The 21,543-nt window shown below is 36.9% G+C and carries 17 protein-coding genes, 1 riboswitch and 1 other annotated feature; of the genes, 13 read left to right on the top strand and 4 right to left on the bottom strand.

What is annotated here, in order from left to right; all coding sequences use genetic code 11:
• Window positions 1-9 precede the first annotated feature (9 nt).
• The 3 genes from mnmE to rpmH all read right to left on the bottom strand — a co-directional run bounded on the left by mnmE (window position 10) and on the right by rpmH (window position 2,235).
• Window positions 10-1,389: a tRNA uridine-5-carboxymethylaminomethyl(34) synthesis GTPase MnmE gene (mnmE, locus tag A33S_RS0108235; RefSeq protein WP_009383272.1), complete on the bottom strand. Its 1,380-nt coding sequence runs from the start codon at window positions 1,387-1,389 to the stop codon at window positions 10-12.
• A gap of 145 nt (window positions 1,390-1,534) precedes the next feature.
• On the bottom strand, window positions 1,535-1,879 hold the full coding sequence (gene rnpA / locus A33S_RS0108230) for a ribonuclease P protein component (RefSeq protein ID WP_009383270.1): 345 nt from the start codon (window positions 1,877-1,879) through the stop codon (window positions 1,535-1,537).
• Between the two features lie 218 nt (window positions 1,880-2,097).
• On the bottom strand, window positions 2,098-2,235 hold the full coding sequence (gene rpmH, locus A33S_RS0108225) for a 50S ribosomal protein L34 (RefSeq protein WP_000240855.1): 138 nt from the start codon (window positions 2,233-2,235) through the stop codon (window positions 2,098-2,100).
• Between the two features lie 520 nt (window positions 2,236-2,755).
• On the opposite strand from rpmH, the gene dnaA reads away from it, so the two are divergent.
• From dnaA to gyrA, 7 genes are all read left to right on the top strand, one after another.
• Entirely contained in the window at window positions 2,756-4,108 is a 1,353-nt protein-coding gene (gene dnaA / locus A33S_RS0108220; protein WP_009383267.1) for a chromosomal replication initiator protein DnaA, read from the top strand.
• 176 nt (window positions 4,109-4,284) lie between these two features.
• Window positions 4,285-5,418 carry a DNA polymerase III subunit beta gene (gene dnaN / locus A33S_RS0108215; RefSeq protein WP_009383266.1) on the top strand — a complete coding sequence of 378 codons (1,134 nt, stop codon included), beginning with the start codon at window positions 4,285-4,287 and terminating at the stop codon, window positions 5,416-5,418.
• A gap of 120 nt (window positions 5,419-5,538) precedes the next feature.
• Complete coding sequence (locus A33S_RS0108210; RefSeq protein ID WP_009383265.1) at window positions 5,539-6,216, top strand: DsbA family protein; 678 nt, start codon at window positions 5,539-5,541, stop codon at window positions 6,214-6,216.
• Between the two features lie 127 nt (window positions 6,217-6,343).
• The gene (yaaA, locus tag A33S_RS0108205) at window positions 6,344-6,577 is read left to right on the top strand and encodes a S4 domain-containing protein YaaA (protein WP_193765448.1); all 234 of its coding nucleotides are present in this window, start codon (window positions 6,344-6,346) and stop codon (window positions 6,575-6,577) included.
• Window positions 6,574-7,683, top strand: a complete 1,110-nt coding sequence (recF, locus tag A33S_RS0108200; protein WP_009383263.1) for a DNA replication/repair protein RecF — start codon at window positions 6,574-6,576, stop codon at window positions 7,681-7,683. The genes yaaA and recF overlap by 4 nt, the downstream gene beginning before the upstream one ends.
• Window positions 7,684-7,694: 11 nt before the next feature.
• Window positions 7,695-9,623, top strand: a complete 1,929-nt coding sequence (gyrB, locus tag A33S_RS0108195; RefSeq protein ID WP_193765447.1) for a DNA topoisomerase (ATP-hydrolyzing) subunit B — start codon at window positions 7,695-7,697, stop codon at window positions 9,621-9,623.
• A gap of 37 nt (window positions 9,624-9,660) precedes the next feature.
• Window positions 9,661-12,306: a DNA gyrase subunit A gene (gene gyrA, locus A33S_RS0108190; RefSeq protein ID WP_017176736.1), complete on the top strand. Its 2,646-nt coding sequence runs from the start codon at window positions 9,661-9,663 to the stop codon at window positions 12,304-12,306.
• 62 nt (window positions 12,307-12,368) lie between these two features.
• Here gyrA and A33S_RS0108185 read toward each other — a convergent pair whose 3' ends face one another.
• Window positions 12,369-13,178, bottom strand: coding sequence for an NAD(P)H-hydrate dehydratase (locus A33S_RS0108185; protein WP_009383260.1), 810 nt, complete (start codon window positions 13,176-13,178; stop codon window positions 12,369-12,371).
• A gap of 268 nt (window positions 13,179-13,446) precedes the next feature.
• On the opposite strand from A33S_RS0108185, the gene hutH reads away from it, so the two are divergent.
• From hutH to rplI, 6 genes are all read left to right on the top strand, one after another.
• On the top strand, window positions 13,447-14,946 hold the full coding sequence (gene hutH / locus A33S_RS0108180) for a histidine ammonia-lyase (protein ID WP_009383259.1): 1,500 nt from the start codon (window positions 13,447-13,449) through the stop codon (window positions 14,944-14,946).
• Between the two features lie 53 nt (window positions 14,947-14,999).
• Window positions 15,000-15,197: a binding site (T-box leader), on the top strand.
• Between the two features lie 74 nt (window positions 15,198-15,271).
• Window positions 15,272-16,558, top strand: a complete 1,287-nt coding sequence (gene serS, locus A33S_RS0108175) for a serine--tRNA ligase (RefSeq protein ID WP_009383258.1) — start codon at window positions 15,272-15,274, stop codon at window positions 16,556-16,558.
• Between the two features lie 435 nt (window positions 16,559-16,993).
• Window positions 16,994-17,091, top strand: a riboswitch (SAM riboswitch).
• Between the two features lie 56 nt (window positions 17,092-17,147).
• Window positions 17,148-18,113 carry a homoserine O-acetyltransferase MetX gene (metX, locus tag A33S_RS0108170; protein WP_009383257.1) on the top strand — a complete coding sequence of 322 codons (966 nt, stop codon included), beginning with the start codon at window positions 17,148-17,150 and terminating at the stop codon, window positions 18,111-18,113.
• Window positions 18,114-18,214: 101 nt separating this feature from the next.
• A complete protein-coding gene (locus tag A33S_RS0108165; protein ID WP_009383255.1) occupies window positions 18,215-19,117 on the top strand; it encodes a DUF2232 domain-containing protein in 903 nt (300 codons plus the stop codon).
• 14 nt (window positions 19,118-19,131) lie between these two features.
• Complete coding sequence (locus A33S_RS0108160; RefSeq protein WP_009383253.1) at window positions 19,132-21,099, top strand: DHH family phosphoesterase; 1,968 nt, start codon at window positions 19,132-19,134, stop codon at window positions 21,097-21,099.
• Window positions 21,096-21,542, top strand: a complete 447-nt coding sequence (rplI, locus tag A33S_RS0108155; protein WP_017176735.1) for a 50S ribosomal protein L9 — start codon at window positions 21,096-21,098, stop codon at window positions 21,540-21,542. Before A33S_RS0108160 ends, rplI begins: the two co-directional genes overlap by 4 nt.
• Window position 21,543: the final 1 nt, after the last annotated feature.

Here is a 21,543-nt window from a genome sequence, read left to right as displayed (position 1 = left end):
CTTTATATATTATTTTCCTAAACAGAATTGACTAAATAGTTGATCGATTAGTTCTTCACTGGCTGATTCACCTATGATTTCACCTAGAATTTCCCAAGTTCTTGTTAAATCGATTTGTACCATGTCCATTGGTACGCCCATTTCTGCAGCATCAATGGCATCTTGAATGCTATTTCTTGCTTGTTTTAATAATGAAATGTGTCTTGAATTAGAAACGTATGTCATATCTTGGCTTTGTACGTCGCCACCAAAGAATAAATCACGAATCTGAATTTCTAATTCATCGATACCACGTTGTTCTAACATGGATGTTTCAATTAATGGCATATCGCCTATCATACGCTTAACCTCATCTAAATCAAGGTTTTGCTCAAGGTCAGTCTTATTAATAATAACGATAGCATCTTCGTTTTTAACGACTTCATACAATTTGCGATCTTCTTCAGTTAAAGCCTCATTATAATTAAGTACAAATAAAATGAGGTCAGCTTCACTAAGGGCTTTTCGAGAGCGTTCCACACCAATACGCTCAACAATATCTTCAGTATCACGAATGCCTGCTGTATCAACGAGTCTCAATGGTACACCTCTAACATTCACGTACTCTTCTAAGACGTCTCGTGTTGTACCTGCTACCTCCGTTACGATAGCTTTATTATCTTGAATTAAGTTGTTAAGCATGGAAGACTTCCCGACGTTTGGTTTACCAACAATTACAGTAGATAAACCTTCACGCATGATTTTACCTTGCTGCCCTGTCTCTAATAAAGCATCGATTTCTTTCTTGATCGCTTTAGATTGCGTCACAAGGAATTCGCTCGTTGCATCTTCTACGTCGTCATACTCAGGGTAGTCTATATTTACTTCAATTTGTGCGAGAATCTCTAGAATTGTTTGACGTTCCTTTTTAATAAGTTCGCTTAATCTACCTTCGATTTGGTTCATCGCGACTTTAGAGGCACGGTCAGTTTTAGAACGAATAAAGTCCATAACTGCTTCAGCTTGTGACAAGTCGATACGACCATTTAAGAAAGCACGTTTCGTATATTCACCAGGCTCCGCAATTCTGGCACCGTGCGTCATTGTTAATTCTAATACGCGATTAATTGTTAAGATGCCCCCGTGACAGTTAATTTCTACGATATCTTCTCTGGTAAAAGTCCTAGGCGCTCTCAGAACAGATACCATAACCTCTTCAACAACTTCGTCTGTTTCTGGGTCTATAATATGTCCGTAATTAATCGTATGTGTTTGAACATCTTTTAATTGTTTCTTACCTTTATATAATTTATCTGCAATTTCGACTGCATCTTGACCTGACATTCTTACGATGCCGATAGCACCCTCCCCCATTGGGGTCGATATACTTGTAATTGTATCTAAATCCATAGTACTTTCTCGCCTCCTTAACTTATATGAACTAATTAAAAGCGAACGTTTTATAAAAGCGCTTGATAACAATGATTAAGTCGGTTAAGGTTAGACTTCGGTTTGTCTTAAGTAAGACTGGCTTCCGTCTAAATCCCCTACCCTTTTATATCTTTTTATTAAATAAGCGTGCAATTTTTAAAACATGTTCTAAGCTTTTTTGAATTTCATTAACTGACATTTTATTAGCTGGAAATCTAGCAATTACGATGATGTCTTTCGAATGAAGATTATGTTTATGAACTTTAAAACATTCTCTTATCGAACGTTTAATTCGATTACGTACAACAGCATTACCTAACTTTTTGGAGACGCTAATACCTAATCGAAAATGATCACATTCCGGGTTTTCTCTCATATAAATAACAAATTGTCGATTTGCGACTGATTTACCCTTTCGATAAATGAGTTGGAAATCGCGATTCTTTTTAATACGATATGCTTTTTCCATCTTAATTCACTCGTTTCTCTTACATCTTTCAAGTCTCATTATATTCCAATATAAAATCAAAAAAAAGACCACTGATATGCCAGTGATCTCAGACTAAATAACAAATGAGCATCATCTGCAGTTGATGCTCAATCAAATCGTCATAACAGCTTGCCGACTACTGAAATGACTTGATACTAATGAGAGCACACATAAGTGTATCTCTTTATAAGTTCGTCTTATGCAGAAAGAACTTTACGGCCTTTACGACGACGACGCGCTAATACTTTACGGCCGTTCTTAGTGCTCATGCGTTTTCTGAAACCATGAACTTTACTGTGTTTACGTTTATTTGGTTGATACGTACGTTTTACCATTAAAATACACCTCCATAAAGTTTGTTGTTATCTAACGTTAGTTAATAGATAAGATTGATATACCAATTTAATTTTCTGAAAGATCTTGATTTTATATCAATGAAATAGCCATATTTCAAGCAACTACTAAAATATAACAAATTACCGTCTATAAAGCAAGATAAAATTTCTCTTCTATATATAATAAAGTTATCCACTTATTCACATTAGAACTTAATTATTTTGTGGATAAAAAATTTTGTTCACAAGCTTATTATAATTTTAGGAACATATTCACAGCCATTTGACATGTCTCATTGTGAAAAAGTATAATGATGTGGATAAGTAGTTTAACACTTGTTATATCTGAGTTTATATCACTACAATTATATACAAAATACTGTGCATAAATCATAGTTGTGTTATACTTACCCACAGAATGTGACTAACCTGTGGATAATTATCAACATGCTGTGATTCTTTTTATCCACGCATGAGAATTATGTGTATAACTAAATTTACAAGGAAGATGGAATTTATTATGTCAGAACAAGAAATTTGGGATAAAGTTCTCCTTCACGCTAAAGAAGAAATCAGCGAAGTTAGTTATCAAACGTGGCTGAAAGATACAGAACTTTACACATTACGTAATGATGAAGCCATTATCGTAACCGAAAGTCCTTTTATTGCAAATTGGCTCAAGCAACATTATCTTCAGATCATTGAACAGTGTTTATACAAATCGACAGGTCATGAATTAAAACCAATATTCATCACACGCGATGACATTAGTGATCTTGAAAGTGTTCAGCAAGCCCACCAGAAAGAAGAATCAAAAGAAGCTTTAAATGAAGGAAACGGTGCTCAAGGTGAAGAGCAATTCAATATCAATAACACATTCGAAACGTTCGTTATTGGACCTGGCAACCGCTTCCCACACGCCGCAAGTCTCGCTGTTGCAGAAGCACCAGCGCAAGCTTACAATCCTCTATTTATATATGGAGGCGTTGGGCTCGGTAAAACGCATCTTATGCATGCCATTGGTCACTACGTCCTAGCGAACAATCCGGATGCCAAAGTACTTTATACTTCAAGTGAGAAGTTTACAAACGAATTTATTAAATCAATTCGTAACAACCAAACTGAGGCTTTCCGTGAAAAGTACCGTAATATTGATATCTTATTAATTGATGATATTCAATTCATTCAAAAGAAAGAACAAACGCAAGAAGAATTCTTCCATACGTTTAATGATTTACATCAAGCCAATAAGCAAATTGTAATCTCAAGTGACCGACCGCCAAAGGAAATTTCAACGTTAGAAGAACGCTTGAGATCACGATTTGAATGGGGATTAATCGTGGATATTACACCGCCAGATTACGAGACTCGAATGGCAATCCTACAGAAGAAAACAGAAGAAGAAAATTTAGACATCCCGCTAGAGGCCCTTACGTATATCGCTAACCAAATTCAATCCAATATACGTGAGCTCGAGGGTGCTTTAACACGCGTGTTAGCGTACTCCAAGTTGCAAAATAAACCAATTACGACTGAACTTACAGCTGATGCTTTAAAAGACATCATCCAGTCACCAAAATCAAAGAAAATCACTATACAAGATATACAGAAAGTTGTAGGCCAGTATTACAGTGTTCGCTTAGAAGACTTTGCAGCTAAAAAGCGTACGAAGTCCATTGCATATCCTAGACAAATTGCAATGTATTTAGCACGAGAACTTACAGATTTTTCATTGCCTAAAATCGGTGAAGAATTTGGAGGTCGAGATCATACGACAGTCATTCATGCGCATGAAAAAATTCGAAATGACATCTTAAATGATCCTACTTTTAAACAAGAAGTAGAAACGTTAGAAAAGGATATTCGTAACTAAAATGTGAATCGTGTTGATAAGTCATACACACCATCAACAAGTTATCCATACTTTAAAATTCCGAATTGCTAAAGACTTATTAAAGTTATCCACGAATCCACAGCCCCTATGACTATTACTACGAATTTAAAACCTATATAATATATATAAACGACTGGAAGGAGTTTAGAATACTAATGGAATTTTCTATTCAAAGAGATTATTTCTTAAATCAATTAAATGACACACTAAAAGCCATCTCACCACGTACGACATTACCAATTCTAACTGGTATTAAAATCGATGCGACGAGTGACAAAGTTATACTTACAGGTTCAGACTCTGAAATTTCAATTGAAATCGCTATTCCTAAAGAGCAAGATGGGGAAACGATTGTAGACATCGCTGAAACAGGTTCAGTTGTATTACCTGGACGTTTCTTCGTAGATATTGTTAAGAAATTACCTGGTAAAGAAGTTAAATTATCAACAAACGAACAATTCCAAACATTAATTACTTCTGGTCTTTCAGAATTTAACTTAAGTGGTTTAGACCCTGATCAGTATCCATTATTACCTGAAGTTTCCCGTGATGACGCGATTCAGCTACCTATCAAAGTACTTAAGAATGTTATTGCTCAAACGAATTTTGCAGTGTCCACCTCAGAAACACGCCCTGTATTAACAGGTGTTAACTGGCTTATACAAGATAATGAATTAATATGCACTGCAACCGATTCTCACCGCTTAGCTGTCAGAAAGCTTAAACTTGAAGATGAAACTAACGAAGATAAGAATGTCATCATTCCAGGTAAAGCTTTAGCTGAATTAAATAAAATTATGAGTGACAGCGATGACAACATTGATATTTTCTTTGCATCAAACCAAGTTTTATTTAGAGTCGGTAATGTAAACTTTATTTCACGTTTACTTGAAGGTCATTATCCAGATACGTCTAGATTGTTCCCTGAGAACTTTGAAATTAAATTAGGTATTAATAACAGCGATTTCTATCATGCGATTGATCGTGCATCATTACTTGCTCGTGAAGGCGGTAATAATGTTATTAAATTAAGTACTGGTAACGAATTAGTTGAATTATCTTCAACTTCTCCAGAAATTGGTACTGTTAAAGAGGAAGTTACAGCAAGCGATGTTGAAGGTGGTAATCTTAAGATATCGTTTAACTCTAAGTACATGATGGATGCTTTAAAAGCCATTGATAATGACGAAGTTGAAGTGGAATTCTTCGGTACTATGAAACCATTTATTCTTAAACCAAAAGATGATGACTCAGTAACACAATTGATTTTACCTATCAGAACATACTAATACACCGCATATTTAAAAGGGGTGAGGCTAAAGGAGGTCTCACTTCTTTTTATTTATGAGAAGAAAAAATAATATTCTTAACGTATAATTATATAGAGAGTACTTAAAAGAGGTGTCAAAATGTTGAAGGGTAAAACAAATAAATTTTTTATGATTCTAACGTTATTTGTAATCGCGATGATTTTAATCACAGTGTTTCTATTATTTCAAAATAAAACTCAGAATCACTCAGCGAAAGAGCTTTTCGATAAGGTAAAAGATCATCCAACCATGGGGCATAAAGATGCTAAAGTTAAGGTGGTTGAGTTCGGTGATTATACGTGTCCTTACTGTAAAGCTTTAAACGCGGATATTAAAAAGCATCTTTACAAGGATTTCGATAAGAAAGATGTATCGTTTACATATGCAACACGTTCGGTGCATGGAGAGGTTTCTGATCTAGGAAATCGTGCGATGCATGCTGTACATATTAATGCGCCTGACAAATATTGGGCATTTCATCAAGCTATGTTTGATAAGCAAACCGATGAAGCACCTGAATCTTGGATGAATGAGAAGACGATTCAACAAGTATTGAAGTATATTGGTGTGAGTGAATCAAAGCGTCAAAAAATTCAAGATGCGTATCAAAACCCTAAAAGTGAAGCACAAGCTAAGCTTGATCAAGATAAAATTCTTGCTGATGAACAGAACGTCAAGCAAGTGCCAAGTGTCTTTGTAAACGGGCACAAAGTTGAAAATGGCACGGATTATAAACAGATTAAAGCTCAAATCAATAAGGAGCTTAAACAAAAGTGATGTTTTTTACGAATAACGAAATTGTGGTAAAATTTTCACTTTAAAAACATCGCTTAAATCGTACGCTAACACATGAAATTTAGCCTAAAAAAAGGTATAATATAGGAGTGAGTACGATTAGAATGGAGTGATAAATTTGGCTACAGAAATTGTTGTAGAAGGTGACATAACTTTAGGTCAATTTCTAAAAAATGAAGGCATAATAGAATCAGGTGGTCAGGCTAAATGGTTCTTAAACGAATTCGAAGTTTTCTTAAATGGCGAACTCGAAAATAGAAGAGGTAAAAAGCTTCATGATAATGATTTAATTGAAATCCCTGAAGTCGATTCATTTAAAATCATTCATGAAGGTGAACGATGAAATTAAACACACTCCAATTAGAGCATTATCGAAATTACGAATATGTCATGCTAGATTGTCATCCCGAGGTTAATATTTTAATCGGTGAGAACGCTCAAGGTAAGACAAATCTCTTAGAATCTATCTACACATTAGCTTTAGCAAAGAGCCATCGTACAACGAATGACAATGAACTCATTCGTTTTAATAAAGAGTATGGTAAAATAGAAGGGGAATTGTCTTATCGCCACGGGGTGATGCCTTTAACCATGTTTATCACAAAAAAAGGTAAGAAAGTTAAAGTAAATCACATAGAACAAAGTCGTTTAACAAAGTACATAGGTCACTTGAATGTCGTATTATTTGCGCCTGAAGACTTAAACATTGTCAAAGGTTCACCTCAAATAAGACGACGTTTTATTGATATGGAACTTGGTCAAATTTCTGCACTTTACTTAAATGATTTATCTCAGTATCAGCGCATACTTAAACAAAAAAATCATTACTTAAAGAAATTACAAATAGGTAAGACAGACGATACAACGATGCTAGAAATATTAAACCAACAGTTTGCTGAGTATGCCCTCAGTGTAACGAGACGACGCCAACGTTTTGTGGATGAGCTTCAAAAATTAGCGAAGCCGATTCACAGTGGCATTACGAATAATCAAGAGACACTTAGTTTGAAGTATCAACCAAGCGTTAAGATCGAAGCGGATGACGAAGCAACACAATATGAAGCGTTGCTTGAAACGCTTAATAATCACATAACTAAAGAAAAAGAACGTGGTGTATCTGTTATTGGTCCGCACCGTGATGATTTAAGCTTTAACGTAAATGGCATGGACGCTAAAACATATGGCTCACAGGGCCAACAACGCACAACTGCATTATCAATAAAGCTTGCTGAGATTGAATTAATGAATCAAGAAGTCGGCGAATACCCAATTTTATTACTAGATGATGTATTAAGTGAGCTCGATGATTCAAGACAAACGCATTTACTAACAACAATTCAACATAAAGTTCAAACGTTTGTGACGACGACATCTGTTGATGGCATAGACCATGAAATTATGAAACATGCGAAGTTATATCGAATTAATCAAGGTGAAATTATGAAGTAGAGAAAGTGAAGGTGGAACTATTGAAAGACAATAACAACACGGAAAGTTATGGTGCAGGACAAATACAAGTCTTAGAAGGACTTGAAGCGGTTAGAAAACGCCCAGGTATGTACATTGGCTCGACTTCAGAAAAAGGATTACATCACCTCGTATGGGAAATTGTTGATAACAGTATTGACGAAGCACTCGCAGGTTACGCTTCAGAAATTACAGTCACAATTGAGAAAGACAACTGGATTAAAGTTACAGATAACGGTCGTGGTATTCCTGTAGACATCCAAGAGAAAATGGGCCGTCCAGCTGTAGAAGTTATTTTAACGGTATTACACGCTGGTGGTAAGTTCGGCGGCGACAGCTATAAAGTATCAGGTGGTCTACACGGTGTAGGTTCATCTGTAGTTAACGCGTTATCAGAAGACTTAGAAGTTTATGTATACCGTAACGAAACCGTATATCATCAAGCTTATAAAAAAGGTGTTCCACAATTTGATCTTAAAGAGATTGGCGATACATCTTTAAACGGAACGACAATCCGTTTTAAAGCTGACCCTGAGATCTTCCAAGAGACTACGACGTATCAATACGAAACGTTACAGAACCGTATTCGTGAACTAGCATTTTTAAATAAAGGGATTTCTATAACGCTAAAAGATGAGCGTGAGGAAGAAGAACGTGAAGATAATTACTACTATGAAGGTGGTATTAAGTCTTACGTTGACCTTTTAAACGAGAATAAAGACCCGTTACATGAATCACCTATTTATGTTCATGAACAACGTGAGGATGTTGAAGTTGAAATTGCACTTCAATACAACCGCGGCTACGCTACAAACCTATTGACGTATGCGAATAATATTCACACTTATGAGGGTGGTACACACGAGGATGGCTTTAAACGTGCGTTAACGCGAGTGTTAAATAGTTACGGTCAAAAGAATCGCCTTCTCAAAGAGGATAAAGAGCGTTTAACTGGTGAAGATACACGTGAAGGTTTAACAGCAATTGTTTCAATCAAACATGGTGATCCTCAATTCGAAGGACAAACGAAAACGAAGCTCGGTAATTCAGAAGTACGACAAATCGTTGACAGAGTCTTCTCAGAGCTCTTTGAACGTTTCCTAATGGAAAACCCTCAAGTTGGAAAAATTATCGTTGAAAAAGGGCTCATGGCTTCTAGAGCACGTATCGCTGCTAAGAAGGCGCGTGAAGTGACACGACGTAAATCTGGTTTAGAAGTATCTAACTTACCAGGTAAATTAGCGGACTGTTCTAGTAAAGATCCTTCAGAGAGTGAGATTTTCTTAGTAGAGGGTGACTCTGCCGGGGGGTCTACGAAACTAGGCCGTGACTCAAGAACACAAGCAATTCTACCACTTAGAGGTAAGATACTTAACGTTGAAAAGTCACGTCTTGATAAAATCTTAAATAACAACGAAATTCGCATGATGATCACAGCGTTTGGTACAGGCATTGGAGAAGATTTCGATATTTCTAAAGCGAGATATCATAAGATCGTTATTATGACAGATGCCGACGTTGATGGAGCGCATATTAGAACATTATTACTTACGTTCTTCTATCGCTTTATGCGTCCACTTGTTGAAGCGGGTTATATTTATATCGCGCAGCCACCGTTATATAAATTAACGCAAGGTAAACAAAAGTACTACGTGTTTAATGATCGTGAGCTCGATAAGCTTAAATCCGAATTAAAACCGACACCTAAATGGTCTATTGCACGTTATAAAGGTCTTGGTGAAATGGATGCTGATCAACTCTGGGAAACTACTATGAATCCTGAACACCGTTCAATGCTTCAAGTTAAGCTTGAAGATGCGATTGAAGCGGACCAAACGTTTGAAATGCTCATGGGTGACATCGTTGAAAATAGACGTCAGTTTATTGAAGACAATGCAGTATACGCAAACTTAGATTTCTAAAGTTAGAATTTGAAGATGAATTAAGGAGGATATCTTGATGGCTGAAATACCTGAATCAAGAATTAATGAACGAAATATAAGCAGTGAAATGCGTGAGTCATTTTTAGATTATGCGATGAGCGTTATCGTTTCACGTGCATTGCCAGACGTTAGAGATGGTTTAAAGCCGGTTCACCGACGTATTTTATACGGTTTAAATGAACAAGGTATGACGCCGGATAAACCTTATAAGAAGTCCGCACGTATTGTCGGTGATGTAATGGGTAAGTATCACCCTCATGGTGACTCATCTATCTACGAGGCTATGGTACGTATGGCTCAGGATTTCAGTTATCGTTATCCACTTGTTGATGGACAAGGTAACTTTGGGTCTATGGACGGCGATGGTGCCGCAGCAATGCGTTATACTGAAGCGCGAATGACAAAGCTCACGCTTGAATTACTGCGTGATATTAATAAAGACACGATCGACTTTATCGACAACTATGACGGCACGGAAAGAGAGCCGTCAGTCTTACCTGCTCGTTTCCCTAACCTTCTTGTTAACGGTGCGTCAGGTATTGCGGTAGGTATGGCAACGAACATACCACCTCATAATATGACTGAAGTTATTGATGGTGTTTTAAGTATAAGTTATAACCCTGATATTACTATTTCAGAGCTTATGAACGATATTCAAGGTCCAGATTTTCCTACTGCGGGGCTTATTCTCGGTAAAAGTGGAATTAGACGCGCTTATGAAACTGGACGAGGCTCTATTCAAATGCGTGCTAAGGCAGAAATTGAATCACGTGGAAATGGTCGTGAAAGCATCGTCGTAACTGAAGTACCGTTCCAAGTGAACAAGGCGCGTATGATTGAAAAGATTGCTGAACTTGCTCGTGATAAGAAAATCGAAGGTATCACAGACTTACGTGACGAAACAAGTTTACGTACTGGTGTACGTGTTGTAATCGATGTTAAAAGAGAAGCGAATGCGAATGTCGTATTAAACAATCTTTATAAATTAACTCCACTACAAACGTCATTTGGTGTGAATATGATTGCTTTAGTTAACGGCAGACCACGCTTAATTAACTTAAAACAAGCTTTAGAATCTTATCTTGAACATCAAAAAGTCGTTGTACGTCGTAGAACTGAATACAACCTTAGAAAAGCCGAAGACCGTGCACATATCCTTGAAGGTTTACGTATCGCGTTAGACCATATCGATGAAATCATCTCAACAATCCGTGAATCTGAAACAGATAAGATTGCGATGGATAGCCTGCAAGAGCGCTTTAAATTATCTGAACGTCAAGCTCAAGCTATTTTAGATATGCGTTTAAGACGTTTAACAGGCTTAGAGCGAGATAAGATTGAAGACGAATATAATCAACTTATTGAATATATTAAAGAGTTAAAGGCTATCTTAGCTGATGAAGAACTCTTACTTAATATCGTTCGAGAAGAACTTGAAGAAATTAAAGAACGCTTTGGTGATGAACGTCGTACTGAAATTCAAATAGGCGGCATTGATCACATTGAAGACGAGGATTTAATTCCTGAAGAGCAAATCGTGATTACATTAAGTCATAATAATTACATTAAGCGTTTACCAGTGTCTACATATCGTGCGCAAAATCGTGGTGGTCGCGGTGTGCAAGGTATGAATACGCTTGAAGAAGACTTTGTAAGTCAGCTTGTAACGCTGAGCACGCATGATCACATCCTATTCTTCACGAATAAAGGTCGCGTGTATAAACTTAAGGGTTATGAAGTACCAGAACTCTCACGTCAGTCTAAAGGTATTCCTATTGTGAATGCTTTAGAAATTGAAAAAGACGAAGTGATCAGTACCATGATTGCTGTTAAAGACTTAGATAAAGAAGATGATTATTTAGTCTTTGCGACAAAACAAGGTATCGTGAAGCGTTCACGTTTAAATAACTTCTCTCGCATTAATAAGAACGGTAAAATAGCAATTAGTTTTAAAGACCACGATGAGTTAATTGCGGTAAGACTTATCGATGGCAACCAAGATATTCTAATTGGTACTAAACACGCGTCATTGATACGTTTCGACGAATCAACGTTACGACCTCTCGGACGTACTGCGGCAGGTGTAAAAGGTATTACACTTCGTGAAGGTGATATGGTCGTCGGCTTAGACGTTGCACATAAAGAAAGCGATGACGAAATTCTTGTTGTAACTGATAAAGGTTATGGTAAGCGTACTAACGTAAATGAGTATCGTTTATCTAATCGTGGTGGTAAAGGTATTAAGACAGCCACGTTAACTGAACGTAACGGAGATATTGTATGTATTACGACTGTTAGTGGCGATGAGGATCTCATGATTGTAACGAACCTAGGCGTTATTATCCGCCTTCAAGTAGAAGACATTAGTCAAACAGGTCGTGCGACTCAGGGTGTGCGTCTTATCCGATTACAAGATAACCAATTCGTATCTACTGTAGCAAAGGTCAAAGAAGACGACGATATTAAAGGTGAAGATGATTCGGAATCTGAAGACGACAATGATGTTTCTAAAGAACAAGTACTTGAAGATGAAGCACCAGGAGATGTTATCAAAACTGAAGAAGCGGATAGCGATTCAGAGGAACGCATCGAAGTCCGTAAAGACTTCATGGATCGTGTAAACGAAGATATCGAAAATAGCGATAAAGACGACGAATCTTAATTTCATATTATAAAAAAGACAGGCTAGAACATCACCTTGTTCTAGCCTGTCTTCTATTTTAATTAGTCTTCTAAACGTTTCATTGCGTAAGGAATTTCATCAATTAGGTTTGAAGGCGGTACAACATACATACTTTTTGATAATTCTTCTCCAATATAACTGTGTGTATACGTCGCACTTGTAACCGCATCGTCGTTTTCAAATTGGCCTACAAAGCTTGTAATCATACCTGCTAAAGTATCACCCATGCCACCTGTTGCCATTGCTGGGCTACCAATTTGTAATTTATATTCGCCTTCTTGGAAGAAAATTTCCGTGCCGTGCTTTTTAAGCACTACAGTCGCGTTTAGACGGTCGACCGCTTCACGGTTACGTTCATACGTTTGTTCTTCAATCGGAATACCACTTAGACGTTCCCATTCTTTTTGATGTGGTGTGTAAATCACATGACACGCAGGAATGTCTGGTTTCAGTTTACTAATGATTGAAATTGCGTCACCGTCAATAATTAAAGTTTGATGAGGTTGAATGTTTTGTAATAAGAACGTGATTGCATTGTTACCTTTAAAGTCACAACCTAGACCTGGTCCAATTAAGATACAATCCGTTGCTTCAATATGCTTCGTTAATTTTTTAGTATCGTTGATATCAATAACCATGGCTTCAGGACAATTTGCATGTAATGCTGGGTGGTTAGTCGGATGCGTTGCTACAGTAATTAATCCGCTTCCACTATTCACACATGCACGAGCTGCTAACATAATAGCGCCACCTAAATTGCTATTTCCGCCGATGAGTAAAATTCTGCCGTAATCACCTTTATGCGTTTCCTTTTTACGTTTGGGTATGCTAACAGTGGATAAGATTTCCATACGAAAGCCTCCTTATATCCATGATTTAACAAATACTTATAGATAACTGTAAGAACTTTACATTCTCTAAAAGATTCATTAATGATTATATTTGCACCAAATACAATAAGATATATTATACCTGTACACAGGTTAAGTCAATAAGCAATTTCTTTACCCCTTTAAAATACTAATTCAATACCATGTTACGGATTTCACGAACTTTATTGTTTCCCCTATTTTCTAAGCGTATACTTTTAATAAGAGAGAAAAATAAGGGGGATTATATATGGCATTACAACTATCAGGAGCTAACTTATCTATAGAAGACATTCGTGTATTTTTAAAAGACAATCAAAAAGTATCTATCACTGAAGACGCACTAGAACGCGTTAAGAAGAGCCGTGAGATTGTTGAAGGTATTATCGCTAATAAAGAGACGATTTATGGTATCACAACAGGTTTCGGCTTATTTAGTGATGTTTTAATAGAAGGTCATCAAACCAACCAATTACAAATGAATTTAATACGTTCTCATGCATGCGGTATGGGGAAACCATTTTCACAAGAAGTATCGTTAGTAATGATGGTGTTGCGTTTAAATACTTTATTAAAAGGCCATTCAGGTGTAACAACGGACTTAGTCGATCAACTCATATACTTTATCAATGAACGCATTATTCCTATCATTCCAAGTCAAGGCTCTTTAGGAGCGTCAGGAGATTTAGCACCTTTATCTCACCTTGCACTAGCACTAGTAGGTGAAGGTCGTGTCCATTACAAGGGAGAAGATTTAGACAGTCGGGAGGTCTTAAATCGCCTTAATAGAGAGCCTCTTGTGTTAAAAGCCAAGGAAGGCCTAGCACTTATCAATGGAACACAAGCTATGACTGCTCAAGGTGTTATTAACCACATAGAAGCTACAGCTCTCGGATATCAGTCTGAATGGATAGCTGCACTTACACATCAAGCACTAAATGGTATCACGGATGCATACAATGAGAACGTACATAAGGTACGTAACTTTAAAGAACAAGTAGAAGTTGCAGCGCGCATGCGTGACTGGTTAAAGGGGTCTCAGTTAACGACGCGTCAAGGTGAAGTACGTGTACAAGATGCCTATACGTTACGTTGTATCCCTCAGATTCACGGTGCAAGTTTTCAAGTATTCAATTACGTAGCAGAAAAACTAGAGCATGAAATGAACGCTGCGAACGATAATCCACTTATCTTTGAAGACGGTGATGAAACACTTGTGATTTCAGGAGGTAACTTCCATGGTCAACCTGTAGCATTCGCATTAGACTTCCTTAAAATTGGAATTAGTGAGCTTGGTAACGTTTCAGAACGTCGTTTAGAGCGTTTAGTGAACCCTCAGCTTAATGGTGAATTACCAGCTTTCTTAAGTCCTGAGCCAGGTTTACAAAGCGGTGTAATGATCATGCAGTATGCGGCAGCGTCACTCGTTTCAGAGAATAAGACACTAGCTCATCCTGCGAGCGTCGATTCTATTCCTTCATCAGCTAACCAAGAAGATCACGTATCCATGGGTACGATTGCGTCACGTCACGGATACGATATGCTTGAGAACACACGACGTGTTCTTGCAATAGAATGTATCATCGCGTTACAAGCTGCTGAATTAAAAGATGCGTCATTATTATCTCCTAAAACAAAAGCACAGTTCGATACCTTACGTGAAGTTGTACCTTCAATCACTGAAGATCGTCAATTCCATAAAGATATCGAAAATGTGGCAAATTATTTAAAAGAACAAGCTTACCTATAATATTTCTTGAATTTTGAGAAATCTTTTGGTATATTAAAATTAACTTAATAAACTTATTATTGTTTTGTGGAATAAGTAATATTGTGTATTTAAATTCAGAGAACTTGTGGTTAGTGCGAACAAGCATTTAAACATAATATGAATCTACCCACGTTAAGATGAACAATCGGTTTAACCGTTATTTTAGTGAGAGTGCAGTCTAATTTTAGACTGTTAAATAGGGTGGCAACGCGTCGTACCACGTCCCTTGTAACATAGGGATGTGGTACTTTTTTTATGCGTGAATACTCAAATATATATAAATTTGAAAGGGTGTTTTTAGAAGATGTTAGATATTAAAGTTTTTAGAAATGAACCTGATTACGTTAAAGAAAAAGTTAGATTAAGAGGTATGGAGCCTAGTGTTGTTGATGAAGTTCTAGAGCTTGATGCAAAAAGCCGTGAATACATTAACGAAACTGAACAACTTAAAGCTGAGCGTAACAAAGCAAGTGAAGAAATCGCTCAGAAAAAACGTAATAAAGAAGACGCGGATGATGCGATTAAAGCTATGCGTGAAGTTGGCGACAAAATCAAAGACTTAGACGCTAAATTAAAAGAAGTTAAAACTGAAATTGAAGATAAATTAGCACGTATACCAAACTTCATTCATGACGATGTACCTGAAGGTGATTCAGATGAAGACAACGTTGAAGTTAAAAAATGGGGTACGCCACGTGAATTCGACTTCGATTACAAAGCTCATTGGGACTTAGTAGAAGATCTTAAGATGGCTAACTTTGAACGTGCTGCAAAAGTTTCTGGTGCACGTTTCGTATACTTAACAAACGATGGTGCGTTACTTGAACGTGCTTTAATGAACTACATGCTTACTAAACATACAACTCAAAACGGTTACACTGAAATGATGGTACCACAATTAGTTAACGCTGATTCAATGTATGGTACTGGTCAGTTACCTAAATTCGAAGAAGACTTATTCAAAGTTGAAAAAGAAGGTCTTTACACAATCCCAACTGCTGAAGTACCTTTAACAAACTATTACCGTGACGAAGTTATCCAACCAGGTGTCTTACCTGAGAAATTCACTGGAATGTCAGCTTGTTTCCGTAGTGAAGCGGGTTCTGCAGGCCGTGACACTAGAGGTCTTATCCGTTTACACCAATTCGACAAAGTTGAATTAGTACGTTTCGAGAAACCAGAAGATTCTTGGAATGCTTTAGAAGAAATGACTGAGAACGCTGAAAGCATCCTTGAAGAATTAGGCTTACCATATCGTCGTGTAATCTTATGTACAGGTGATATCGGCTTCGGCGCAAGCAAAACTTACGACTTAGAAGTTTGGTTACCAAGCTACAATGAATACAAAGAAATCAGTTCTTGCTCTAACGTAACTGACTTCCAAGCACGCCGTGCAAATATCCGTTTCAAACGCGATAAAGATGCTAAACCAGAATTTGCACACACATTAAATGGTAGTGGTCTAGCAGTAGGTCGTACGTTCGCAGCTATCGTTGAAAACTATCAAAACGAAGACGGTTCTATTACAATCCCTGAAGCGCTTGTTCCATTCATGGGTGGTAAAACTAAGATTGAACCAATCAATAAATAAATCTTAAACATTATAAATGGCTTTTAACAGGAGCATCTAGATCGGTTACGAATCGATCTAGTTGCTTTCTTTTTTTATCATTGCTAAGACATTAAAGATGAATTGTACTTAAGAAGAGGGGAGGTTGCTTTTAAGGTCGCCTCTTTTTTAAAAGCCTTTTAAATCAAGGGTTTTATTTAAATTAAGTAACCCCCCTGGTGGGGTAGGGGAGTGTGAAGGGTGTCTAAAAATATCAGGGAAGTCTAAATTTTCGAGTAAAAATTCACAAGCAATAAAACGCTATAATATTAGCTTTCCGAGTATGACGTTTGTCTTACTTCAGACAAACGGAAGTGTAACTAAGGATGCTATAAAGTAATTTTTATCAGAATATTTTGACATATCACTTTAATAATAAAGCCATATAAGTTATGATTAACTTAATCAATTTCATATTGCTTATTAAGAGAAGTGGAGGGACTTGGCCCGATGAGACTTCAGCAACCGATCTCAAGACACGGTGCTACAACCAACGTTCATTCGATTGATAAGTCTACAAACACCTTACAATCGAGTAAGGTGTTTTTTTAATATGCAAGGAGGTTTTGGAATGAACTATACAGTAGATACGTTACATTTAGGTGAATTTACAACTGAATCAGGTGAAACAATAGAAAATCTTAAACTCAGATACGAGCACGTAGGCTACAAGGGTCAACCACTCGTCCTCATTTGCCATGCGCTTACAGGAAACCATCTAACTTATGGTACAGATGATGATCCAGGCTGGTGGCGAGAAATCATTGATGGGGGATATATGCCTGTACATGATTATCAATTTTTAACGTTCAATGTTATAGGTAGTCCATTTGGTTCAAGTTCAGCATTAACTGAGCGTGCTTTTCCAGAGAGATTAACGATACGAGATATCGTTCGCGCGATTGAAATCGGTATTTCACACTTAGGGTTTAAAACGATTGATATCTTAATCGGAGCGTCCTTAGGTGGTATGCAAGCGATAGAACTGCTATATAATAACCAGTTTAACGTTAAGAAAGCCGTAATTCTCGCTTCAACGTGTAAGACATCTTCATATAGCCGCGCATTCAATGAGATAGCGAGACAAAGTATACATTTAGCGGGTAAGGAAGGGCTAAGTTTAGCAAGACAAATTGGGTTCTTAACGTATCGATCTTCAAAGTCTTACGAAGAAAATTTTACGCCTGAAGAAGTGGTAAGTTACCAGAAGTATCAAGGAGACAAATTCAAGGAACGCTTCGATTTGAAGTGTTACCTGACACTGCTCGACGTCTTAGACAGTCATAATATTGATAGAGGCCGTGAAGATGTTGATGCAGTCTTCAAATCGCTCGAAACTAAAGTCCTCACAGTAGGATTTAAAGACGATTTATTGTATCCAAACGAAGACGTCTATCACGTAGGGAAACGATTTAAATATCATAGGCATTTCTATGTGCCTGACAACGTAGGTCATGATGGATTTTTATTGAACTTCAATATATGGGCACCCAACTTATATCATTTTTTAAAAGTAACGCGAAATAAGCGTAAATAAACCGAATTTGATGATTTGTAAATCAATATACTACAATTGTATAACAACGCTAAAGATTGTAGAATAGAGATTAAAGATTATAAAGTTTGGAAGTGGCATTATTGTTTTCGAAAATAGATGTTAAAGCAACGATGATTGCTACAAGTGTCATGATTGTCTTAGCTATAATATTAAGCTTCGTACCATGGCTTAGCGTATTGTTACTTTTATTTGCAACAATTCCAGGTATCGTATTATGGCACAAATCAATTCCATCATTTGGCATGAGTGCATTAATCACGGTGATAATTACAACGCTTACGAAAAGTGTCTTTGCATTAAGTATTGTAATTATCATCTTTATTTTAAGTGCCGTGATCGGTCAATTGTTAAAAGAACGCGCATCAAAGGAACGCATTTTTTACTTAGCTTCATTTATATCAAGTCTGATCACTTTAGTGGTTATCATGATTTTACAAAGTATAAAAATGATTCCACTCACATATCAAATGATTAAACCGTTAGAATCATTAATGAAAGAAGCGCAAAAAGTAAGTGATGTGTCTAAAGAGTCAATGGATATGTTAGAAAATAGTATTCATACCTTAAGTGCGTCTTTCCCATCATTTTTAGTACTTTTTATCATATTCATTGTATTTTTAAATCTACTCATCACTTTTCCAATGTTACGTGAATTTAAGATTGCAACACCATCATTCAAACCCTTGTATTCATGGGAAATGAACCGCTCATTCTTGTGGATATATTTTGTCGTATTATTGGGTATGATGTTTACAACGGAAATTAACACATGGACAAGCATTCTATTGAACTTACAAGTTATGTTACAATTAGTTATGTTTATTCAAGGATTAAGTTTAATACATTACTTCGCGCACAAGAAACGATTCCCTACAGCGGTATCCGTTATTTTCGTGATTTTAGGTGTTATCTTTTATCCGATTACTAGACTCATTGGAATGTTAGATTTAGGTATAAATTTAAAAGGCTTCATTAAAAAATGATTTGAGGTGACAAAATGAACCGTCAAACCACTAAAAAGTCACTGTTAATCCCTTATCTTTTAATGGTGATTACATCGATCGCTATCGTTGTTATATGGTTCATATTTAGGCCGTTATTGGCTTTATTTGTAACGATTGGTCTTATCGTAATGATTATCATTACAGCTTTCATGTTAAGACACGCTTACAAGAAGATGGACGAATACGTCAATCAACTAAGTGGTGAAATATGTGGAACGAGTGATAGAGCAGTAAAGACGTTGCCGATTGGTATCGTCATTCTCGATGAAAATGACCAAATCGAGTGGTTAAACCAATTTATGCATGATCGCATTGATCGTAACGTCATTTCGGATCCGATTAATGAGGTTTATCCTAATATTTTAAAGCAATTAGAAAAGACAGAAGAAATCGAAATTACAGACGAACCATATCACTACCGTGTTAGTCACGCAGAAGAGGAAGGCGTACTTTATTTCTTCGATATTACTGAAGAGGTACAGACTTCTCAATTATTTGAAGATCAGCGTCCAATCATTGCAACGCTTTTCCTAGATAACTATGATGAAATCACGCAGAATATGAACGACACACAACGTTCAGAAATCAACTCAATGGTTACAAGAGTGATTAACCGCTGGGCAACAGAGCATGACGTTTACTTTAAACGTTATAGCTCAGACCAGTTTGTCGCATACTTAAACCATCGTATCTTAAAGGAAATTGAAGATACGAACTTTGATATTTTAAGTCAACTTCGTGAAAAGAGTGTCGGTTACCGTGCACAACTTACATTAAGTATTGGTATCGGTGAAGGTTCAGATAACCTCATTGATTTAGGTGAATTATCACAATCAGGCTTAGACTTAGCGCTAGGTCGTGGTGGTGACCAAGTTGCCATCAAGAATATGAATGGTAACGTTCGTTTCTATGGCGGTAAGACTGACCCGATGGAGAAACGTACGCGAGTTCGTGCGCGTGTTATTTCTCACGCTTTAAAAGACATTTTAATGGAAGGTGACAAAGTGATTGTTATGGGTCACACGAGACCTGACCTTGATGCAATCGGTGCAGCTATCGGGGTATCACGATTTGCGATGATGAATAACCTTGATGCATATATCGTATTAAATGAAGAAGATATAGACCCAACATTACGCCGAGTAATGAATGAAATTGATGAGAAACCAGAACTTAAAGAACGCTTTATTACATCGGATGAAGCTTGGGATATCATGACATCTAAGACAACCCTCGTTGTTGTAGATACACACAAACCAGAAATGGTTCTTGATGAAAATATTTTAAATAAAGCAAACCGTCGTGTGGTTATTGACCATCACAGACGTGGTGATAGTTTCATATCAAACCCATTACTTGTTTATATGGAACCTTATGCAAGTTCGACTGCTGAGCTTGTTACAGAATTGCTTGAGTATCAACCTAAAGAACAACGTTTAACACGTTTAGAGTCGACAGTGATGTTTGCAGGTATTATTGTAGATACACGCAACTTTACACTACGTACTGGTTCTAGGACTTTTGATGCAGCAAGCTATTTAAGAGCACACGGTGCAGATACAATTCTGACGCAACATTTCTTAAAGGATGATATTGATACGTATATTAATCGTTCTGAATTAATTCGTACGGTAGAATTACAAGATCATGGCGTAGCAATCGCACATGGCTCTGACGAAAAGATTTATCATCCGGTAACAGTCGCTCAGGCGGCAGACGAATTATTAAGTCTTGATGGCGTTGAGGCATCCTATGTGGTAGCGAAACGTGAAGAGAACTTAATTGGTATATCAGCACGTTCGCTTGGTGAAATTAACGTGCAACTTACGATGGAAGCATTAGGTGGCGGCGGACATTTAACAAATGCTGCAACACAACTTAAAGATTCAAATATAGAAGATGCAATCGCACAACTTCAAGAAGCAATTACAGAACAGATGAATAGGAGTGACGAATCATGAAAGTAATTTTCACAGAAGATGTTAAAGGTAAAGGTAAGAAAGGCGAAGTTAAAGACGTACCAGTAGGTTATGCGAATAACTTCCTTTTAAAAAAGAACTTAGCAGTTGAAGCAACACCAGGTAACTTAAAACAATTAGAACAACAAAATAAACGTAAAGAAGAAGAAAAACAACAAGAATTAGAAGACGCTAAAAAGTTAAAAGAACGTTTAAGTGAATTAGAAGTTGAAGTTATGGCTAAATCAGGTGAAGGCGGTAAATTATTTGGTTCAGTGAGCACGAAACAAATCGCTGAAGCACTTAAAGACCAACATGATATCAAAGTAGATAAACGTAAGATGGATTTACCAAATGGTATCCACGCACTTGGTTATACGAACGTACCAATTAAACTTCACAAAGAAGTAGAAGGTACATTACGCGTTCACACAGTGGAAAAATAAT

Origin of the sequence: Staphylococcus massiliensis CCUG 55927, from assembly GCF_000298075.1 — a bacterium.
GTDB lineage: Bacteria > Bacillota > Bacilli > Staphylococcales > Staphylococcaceae > Staphylococcus > Staphylococcus massiliensis.
The sequence above is the reverse complement of the archived record's forward strand: the minus strand, read 5'-3'. Positions and strand labels throughout refer to the sequence as shown.